Source organism: Marisediminitalea oceani (genome assembly GCF_003731635.1).
Classification (GTDB): domain Bacteria; phylum Pseudomonadota; class Gammaproteobacteria; order Enterobacterales; family Alteromonadaceae; genus Alteromonas; species Alteromonas oceani.
The window spans coordinates 170261-178443 of record NZ_RCUA01000078.1; the positions used below are offsets into that span (position 1 = coordinate 170261).

Here is an 8183-nt window from a genome sequence, read left to right on the forward strand (position 1 = left end):
GCGTCGTGATCTAAGTCGTTTTCGTCTAGCCCTCAGGGATCACTCTGAGAGGGTAAACCTCTATGCGGATTGGTATAACTCAGGCAGGCCTGACTAACTCAGACCTGCCTGCTTTTATCAGACTTCCTCGCCTTCCATCTGGCTTGCCAAATCGTCAAGCTCACCTAAGGTCGAATCAAAACCTTCTGTTTTAATCCGGTAACTCACCTTAACATGATGATTTGTCTGGCCGTATTTAACGACCAGTTGCTCGGCGTCAAAGTGCTTTACCGTATTTAAAAACCGGTAGGCCAGCGGCTGAGTGGGAAATTTATATTCAACACTGTTTTTCACTACTTACGCTTCTCCGGGTAAGCCAAAATGCACACAGACATCAAACAATCGTTGCCGGAAAGGCAGAGTGTCAAGTTCAGCCAGCACAGCCTGGCTGGCTAACAGCTCGCCAATTAAAGGGTAAGCCGATGGCAGCGACTCACCATTGAGCTTGGCCTGCATCAGTTGGAGTTGCACGGTTGAGCGCAGCGAGCCATCAGCTTCTGGTGAGTCCAGTTGCGCCAGCACCTCGAGAGTAAGCAAGGTTTTCAGCCAGTCCTGCGGTTCGTCGAGGCCATTGCCCTTAAACCACAAAGACGGCAGTACCGGATACTCAGCCTGCAATGCCGAAGCAGGCTGTTTAGCCGTGAGCACCTGTTCCAGCATTTGTTCTGTCGCACTGGCAAAGGCTTCATTGAGCTGTTGTTCGACCGCTGCATCAAGGGTTGCCTGTACCGCTGACAGCTCTTTTGTCAGTGCTTTTTGAAGCTTACTGTCGTTCACCTCTTTTAGCGCTAACTGGCACTCATCCAGCATTTGCTGAATATCACTGGCTGTTTTCTGGTCATTCTCCAGGGCTTGCTGAACCTGCTGCAATTGTTCACGCCACTGATTCGCCGCCTGAGACTGTGCCGCTTTTTGCTCCGCCTGCACCGTCTTAGCCTTATTAAACAGATTGTCGTTAGCAGCCTTAAACGCAAACCACAGCTTCGACTCAAAGCGCTTACCCGCCGGGCCAATGGTTTTCCACCGGGCCTGCAAGGCCTTGGCCTGGGTTCTGGCCTGGTGAATGTCGTCAAGCTCATTAAGTGCGTTAACCTCATCAATCAGTGCTTGCTTGGTCTGACGGTTTTGCTGTAACCACGGGGTAATCACCTCGGTTACTACGCTACAGGCCTGATCCCAGGTTTCCCGCAACTGGCGGTAACGCTCACTGTCAGTTTGGCCTGCTTGCTGCCACTGCTTTTTGAGGGCTTCAAACTGCTGAAACTGCTGCGCCGTATCTTCTGATTCGGCGGCTAATGCTACCATCTCGTCAATCAATCGCTGGCGCTCTGCGGCAGCCTTGTCGTTTTGTAACTCCAGTTCGGCGTAATAGCGGCGACAGGGTTCAAATGCCTTTTCCAGCAATTCGTCAAAGCGAGTATTCAGCGCCTGATCTTCTACCGTATTTGACTCACCGAGGCTTTGCCACTGCTGCCTGAGGTATTTGATTGAGCGTGCCCTGACCGGCATATCATTCTGACTTTCCTGCAGTAGCGCTTCGGCCTGCTCAATCAGTTCCGGTTTACGGGGGGCGGCCAGATAAATCTGCCAGCCTTCCAGCCGGGCAATCTGGTCGCGGGTTTGCTCAAAACGTTTCTCAAGCATGGTCCGGGTGTCTGGTGGCAGAGTCTGATAATCTTTTTCGAGCTGCTGGAACCGCGCCATGGCAGCCCGGTACTTGCCCTGCTCTACCATGTTATTAATGATGTTAATGTGCTTGCGACAGTGCTTAAGATGGCGCTGTTGACTGGACTGACGCTGCTGTTCGCGGACTTTGAGTTGTTCCAGTAACGTTTGCCACTGAGAGCGTAAAAATGCCGGAACAACTGCCATTGAAGCAGTTTGTTCACGCCAGCTGGTTTTAATCTCATCGAGCTGCCAGCTAACGTTGTCATCTTCCAGCCATTGCTGCCAGGTTTGTAATTGTGTTTGCAGGGCCGCTACCTGACGCTGTAAGTCGGGCAGACGATCCCATATATGCCGGTAGCTCTCCAGCATACTTTCGATTTCTTCGGTCGGCTCGGCATATTCCTGCAGTGCCGCTAACGCATTTTCTGCCTGTTCTACAGCCTGTTGAAACACCGTTACTTCGCCCAGGGTAAGACTGAGTATTTGCTCGCCCTGTAATTGCTTATGCAGTCGTTTGACTTCTGCCACAGCTTCGGTGCAGGCTTGTTGAGCCTCTTTATGGGCGGCAGCACGCTGCTGTGCCTCAAACTCTGGTTTGAGTCGGGCTAACAATGCTGAAACGCGTTCGTTGAGGGACGCGAGCTTGGCTTCATATTCCTGCCGTGCTTCGTCATCCAGGCAGCCAAAATCGGCCTTTAGAGCCTGATATTCCTCGTTAAGCGAGGCCTGGTCAGCCGTAATTTGCTCAAAATCCGATTTTTCCAGTAACGCCAGTAGTTTCGACAAAACAAGGGTCACTTCCCGGCCCAGTCGAACCGGTTTTTGTGCCAGTTCCTGCAAATAGTCGAGGCGGTCTGACAACGCCTGTTGCAACGTCTCATCGGTTGTCTTACGCAACAGCTTTTGCAATAAATCAGAATCCTGACTGTTATCGATAATGGCGAGTTTTAACGCCGATTCGGGGGTAGCCGAAAACAACTGTTGGGTAAAACTGCTGCGCCCGAGCTTGTTAAGGATATCCAGGCAAAAGGTTTTATCCTGATGCAATTCGGTCATCAGCGGCAGACATTTGATCACCTGCTCCGCCGGGGCAGATTTTAACAGGTACTCTTTGATTTCCTGCTGACTGATTTCAGCACTACCATCAATCAGGGCGCATTCAACCCTGGCCTGTGCGGCGGTGACTAACCGCGGTTCCTTGGCAATCTGTGACATTTTCAGCCACAGAGCAAAAGAGTTAAGCTTTTCCAAAGCCGCCAGACTGACTGCCGCGGCCGAATCATTGAAGGCTAATTCATGCAGGATGCGTCTTTCGTTAGGCGAATCTGGCGATAATTTTTCAATGGCTTTAATTCTTGTGTCCGGATCATTACTACTATGGGAAGGCGAAAAAAATCGACTAAATATCATCCTGTTTAAACCGCGCAATGGATTGTTCATTAGACTGGCTTTCGCGTAATTCGCGACGCAGCTCACTTTTGCTCTTGTGGATAATTTCGCCACTTTCACCAACGGTCATATGTTCGTTGGATTGAGCGATTCTGGCCTGGTACAACAATACCGCCTGCAGACAGTTTTCTTTTTGTTCGTCAGACAGCACCTTGCCGTCAGGCCATTTACCCGTTTCGACAGCCTGACGCAAACGTTCGTAAACGTCTGGCGTCATGGCTGCGAGAAGTTGTTCTACATTCATTTAGTCGACCGTTTTAAAAGCACAATTCGCACGCGATTGATGCCATACCATAAAAAACCTATTACGCAGGCCATCAGGGCTGCAGAATGCTGGGTGTCGCCTGGTGAAACCCCACCCCAGTACATAAAGCCGAAACCACCAATAAATAACAGCATTGCGAGCATCGACTGGTTTTGAATGCTATGCATTTTCTTAAATCGTTTCATGTTCTCTTTGCGTTCAATATCCTCGACCGAGGCTTCGCCATAAGAGAAATCGCAGTTAGGGCATGTCTTGGCTTTATCTGACATCTTCTTACCACACGACGGACAATCAATTAACGCCATTCTATCTCCTCTAATCGTTATTTCCGGGTGACGCACTGTTAATGCTGACTGGCTCCAGCGAAAAGCATCGCTGGCCTTATCAGTCTGTAAACAATACGACACCATATCAAAAAGCCAGGAGTCAGCCCTGGCTTTTAAAAACAATGCCGGCGTCAGTGTTTTTACTGACAGAATCCGGCTCTGGTTTACTTTTACTTTTCGTTCTCTTTTACACGCTGCCAATATTCATTAACAGTCGCTTTCATCTCTTTACTCAGTAACACAATACCGAACAGGTTAGGCAGGGTCATTACCACAATAGCCACCGCAGAGAGTGCCCATACCAGGGTTGTATCAGAGAATGACGCCCAAACAAACCCGGCCACATAAATAACCCGGTACGGCATGATTGAACGTGGGCCTAATAAATAGGTCATGGCACGATCACCGTAGTAAGACCAGGCAATGGCAGTTGAGAAGGCAAACAATAGCAGGCCAATGGAGACAATGTACTGACCAAAGTCACCAAACCAGCCACGGGTAAAGGCAATGGTAGTCAGCGAGGCTGAATGAACCAGAGACTTACCCTGAATAATCAGGTTTTCTTTAAGCGGCTTGCCGTTTTCAATCTGCAGGGTACCAGAGAAAGGATCTTCGCTGCCCACCAGGTATTGTACATCTTCAGCAACAGAACGAGCGTTAATCAGCGTGAAACCACCGGTTACCGCAGAACCATTAACCACGGTGATAGCACCGGTATAACTTTCTACTTCGTTGCCATCAACACTGTTTAAGAAACCGTACAGTTGCGACTTGTCGGCTTCCTCTGTGTCGGTATACTCACCGGCCACAAACACCATGTCAGAGCGATCAAACACGTTTTCGTGCTTTTCTTTCCACACGCCAGACGACAAAATCACCAGACCGGTAATGGTACAAATGATAATGGTATCGATAAACGGCTCAAGCAGCGACACCATCCCTTCCGACGCCGGCTCTTTGGTTTTCGCCGCCGCGTGAGCGATAGGCGCTGAACCCTGACCAGCTTCGTTAGAGAATAAGCCCCGGTTAACCCCGCGGTTAAACGCATAAGCCAGTGACGCACCAAGGAAGCCCCCTGCTGCCGCGGAACCGGTAAAGGCATCGCTAATCACCGCTGCAAATGACGGCGCCACATTTTCAATGTTGGCAAAAATTACCGCCAGTGCACCAATCAGGTAAACCACTGCCATAAAAGGCACAACCCGGGCAGTAAACGCAGCAATACGCTGGATGCCGCCAAGAATAACCAGTGCCAGTAAGATACCCAGTACGCTACCTACGATCCATGGCTCAAAACCAAAGGTGGTTTCGATACTGGTGGCAATACCGTTACTTTGAGGCAGGTTACCGGTACCAAATGATGAAATAACCGTGGCAATGGCAAACGCAACCGCCAGCCATTTCATGTTCAGACCACGGTCCATGAAATACATGGGGCCACCGGCCATGGTGCCATCTTCGGTTTTCACCCGGTATTTGTGTGACAGCGTGACCTCAACAAATTTGGTTGTCATACCTAGGAATGCCGTGGCCCACATCCAGAACAACGCCGCCGGACCACCGAGGAAAATCGCAAATGCCACACCACTGATATTACCTGTACCTACGGTGCCGGATAAGGCGGTCGTAAGCGCCCGGAAGTGCGTGGTATCGCCCGGATCGTCGTTATGATCGTACTTGCCGGTAACCACTTTCCACGCATGTTTAAAAAAACGAATTTGCGGAAATTTCAGATAAATCGTAAAAAACAGACCTACGCCTAACAGCACAAAGGGAAACCAGTCGGCTCCCCCGAGCATCCCGTCAAGCGACGTTAAAAAATTAAACAAGCCTTCCAAACCAGTTTCCCCTTGTTGTTAATGTTTATTGTTGTTATGTCCTTAAACTGCCAACCACATTGTATGCGGCTACCAGGATATCTTCACCAAACTGCTGGCAACGTTGCACAGACCAGCCGAATAATGGATCAGGTAAATTATTATTATCTTTAAAAGGCATTTCTATCGTATAGGCCAGACACTCAAACGCCTGACCCACTGCGTTAGATGCAATAGTCAGGTCGGCTTGTCCGGGTTCGTCTTTGGCATAGCCAAACTCATCCTGAAACTCAGGCGTGGCCATCAGCAAGGCGTCCTTAAACTGATTTTCCAGCGCTTTGAGTTTATCGTTGTATGCCGGGATACCTTCGCTGCCTGCCACAAAGTTATACGGCAGAGCTTCGTCGCCGTGCAGGTCCAGATACATGTCGACGCCCACTTCATGCATGGCATTCAACACATAGTAAACTTCCGGGCTGCGCTCGAGCGTGGGTGTTTTCCATTCGCGGTTAAGGTTTGCGCCCACTGCGTTGGTACGCAGATGGCCGCGGGCACTGCCGTCGGGATTCATATTAGGCACGATATAGAATACCGCCTTTTCCAGTAATGCCCGGCTCAGTCCATCCTGTTCGTCCAGTAAGCGGGCAATAATGCCTTCGGCACACCACTCGGCCATGCTTTCACCCGGATGTTGGCGCGCGGTTATCCAGATGTTGCGCTTGTCTTCACCCGGCTCACCAATCACCAGCATCGACATATCGCGGCCGTCCAGGGTATCACCAAGGTATTTAAGCTCACACAATGGCGAACATTGCGCATCGGCTAACAGGTCGAGATGGCGCTCATAGCTGTATGGGATAAAGTAAGCAAAATAAACCTGCGGCTGTTCCAGCGCAATGCTGAAGGTCAGGATGTCGCCGTTAAACTCGCTGTCGACCCGAAACCACGTCTGACGGTCATAGGAGGCCAGCACATTATACCCTTCCCAGCCTTTTGGATAAGCTGAAGAAGCCAGATCGCTGATGTGCAGGGTATGCAGTCGGTTAACTTCGCCGGTCAGGCGAAAATGAAACCACTGATAAAAATCGGATTGATTGTCTTTATTGATCGCGAGCATGATGTCATCAGGTTGCTCGGCACGGATTACGCGGATGTTACCGCTGTCAAATAGGCTGGAAATCTGCATCTGTCGTTATAGTTATCTGTTTTATTTTAGGTGTGCCAATGGCTTTAATTTAACACACTCGAGTTTAACAATACTATGCACTTAAACGGTGAAAAGCGGATTTTTGTGGATTCTGGCCAACTATTAGTCAGTTAGGCGCGGATATCGAGTAGGGTGAGGCGTCTCCGCCTCATCCCTCTCACAGAACCGTACGTACGGACCTCGTATACGGCTCATGTACTGGTTTATCCAGCGTAAATGCTGGGCACATTCCCCGTTCTAACATCTCCCAGATTCACCAGTCCTAGTTCGTTGAACCAGCTGTTTGGCATCGCGTAGCTTGCTAACGGGCTTCTTGCGCTTCGCCAACTCGTCATGTTCATGCAGATGAACTTGCCTTTGTATCCTCGCTGTCGTAGCCAGCGATGCAGGCGGCTCGCCTTCTTCCATAACTTAAGTTGAACGCTTCGCAGTCTGCGTCTTAGCCAACTCGCAATTTGTTTGAATGCCCTGCTAGCATCGGCAATCCTGAAGTACTGGCTAAACCCTCTTAGCAATGGGTTCAGTCCATTGATGACACTTTGCAACGGTTTTCCTCCATTGCGTTTTGTCATCTGCTTTAGCTTCCTTCTGAACGCCGCCAGTTTCTTCGCTTGAATTCGGGTATGTTTTGTCCCGATTTCCACGCCAAGGAACCTGACTCCCGCATCACTGTGCGTGATATGGGTTTTCTCTGTGTTCACTGTCAGCTTCAGTTTACCTTCAAGGATTTGTGTCGCTTGTCGCTGCGCATTCTCTGCCGCTGAACCACTCCGACACAAGATAAGAATGTCATCAGCGTAACGCACTATGCGGTGGCCACGCTGTTTCATCTCCTCATCAAACGCATCCAGATAGATGTTCGCTATCAATGGGCTGATTACCCCACCTTGCGGACTACCTGCCTCTGTCTGCTGCCAATGCCCATCAACCATTACCCCACTTGTTAAGAACTGACTGATTAAGTTCAGCACGCTACCATCTCGTACCCGTCTTTTGATGCTTTTCAGGATAAGCCTATGGTCCAGCTTATCGAAGCACTTCGACAGATCCATATCCACCACGTGTCGTCGCTCATATCGACGGATGAACATTGTGGCTTTATTGATGGCATCATGACAGCTCCGCCCCGGTCGATAACCAAAGCTTGATGGATGGAACTGCTCTTCGAAAATGGGACTCAGGATATCAGTCAAACTTTGTTGAACGACTCTATCCCGTACTGATGGGATCCCCAGTAACCGTACTCCCCCCCCTTCTTTCGGGATTTCCACCCGCCTGACCGGTTGAGGGGTATAGCGTTTGGTTTCGAGTTCGAGGCGTAATTGCTCAAGATTATCATCCAGATTCGAGGCGAACTCGCTCAGGCTCTGCCCATCTGTTCCGGCCGCGCCTTTCGCTTTGAACACCTTTTT

At 50.0% G+C, this 8183-nt stretch carries 7 protein-coding genes; all 7 read right to left on the reverse strand.

Annotated elements, in window-relative coordinates:
* Nucleotides 1–117: 117 nt before the first annotated feature.
* A complete protein-coding gene (locus D9T21_RS20140) occupies nt 118–333 on the reverse strand; it encodes a hypothetical protein (RefSeq protein ID WP_105936794.1) in 216 nt (71 codons plus the stop codon).
* A 3-nt stretch (nt 334–336) separates the two neighbouring features.
* Nucleotides 337–3117, reverse strand: coding sequence for a DUF349 domain-containing protein (locus tag D9T21_RS20145; RefSeq protein WP_164464777.1), 2781 nt, complete (start codon nt 3115–3117; stop codon nt 337–339).
* Entirely contained in the window at nt 3107–3400 is a 294-nt protein-coding gene (locus tag D9T21_RS20150; protein ID WP_123326971.1) for a YeaC family protein, read from the reverse strand. Before D9T21_RS20150 ends, D9T21_RS20145 begins: the two co-directional genes overlap by 11 nt.
* Entirely contained in the window at nt 3397–3726 is a 330-nt protein-coding gene (locus D9T21_RS20155; protein ID WP_105936791.1) for a zinc ribbon domain-containing protein, read from the reverse strand. Before D9T21_RS20155 ends, D9T21_RS20150 begins: the two co-directional genes overlap by 4 nt.
* 191 nt (nt 3727–3917) lie before the next feature.
* A complete protein-coding gene (locus tag D9T21_RS20160; RefSeq protein ID WP_123326972.1) occupies nt 3918–5585 on the reverse strand; it encodes an alanine/glycine:cation symporter family protein in 1668 nt (555 codons plus the stop codon).
* Between the two features lie 34 nt (nt 5586–5619).
* Nucleotides 5620–6750, reverse strand: a complete 1131-nt coding sequence (locus D9T21_RS20165) for a M14 family metallopeptidase (protein ID WP_123326973.1) — start codon at nt 6748–6750, stop codon at nt 5620–5622.
* Between the two features lie 224 nt (nt 6751–6974).
* The coding region (ltrA, locus tag D9T21_RS20170; RefSeq protein ID WP_123323532.1) for a group II intron reverse transcriptase/maturase at nt 6975–8183 on the reverse strand (1209 nt) is incomplete at its 5' end.

Excerpts from the sequence above, each read along its gene's own strand:
- D9T21_RS20145 (WP_164464777.1), bottom strand. The coding sequence starts at position 3,117 with ATGATATTTAGTCGATTTTTTTCGCCTTCCCATAGTAGTAATGATCCG.
- D9T21_RS20165 (WP_123326973.1), bottom strand. The coding sequence starts at position 6,750 with ATGCAGATTTCCAGCCTATTTGACAGCGGTAACATCCGCGTAATCCGT.
- D9T21_RS20155 (WP_105936791.1), bottom strand. The coding sequence starts at position 3,726 with ATGGCGTTAATTGATTGTCCGTCGTGTGGTAAGAAGATGTCAGATAAA.
- D9T21_RS20150 (WP_123326971.1), bottom strand. The coding sequence starts at position 3,400 with ATGAATGTAGAACAACTTCTCGCAGCCATGACGCCAGACGTTTACGAA.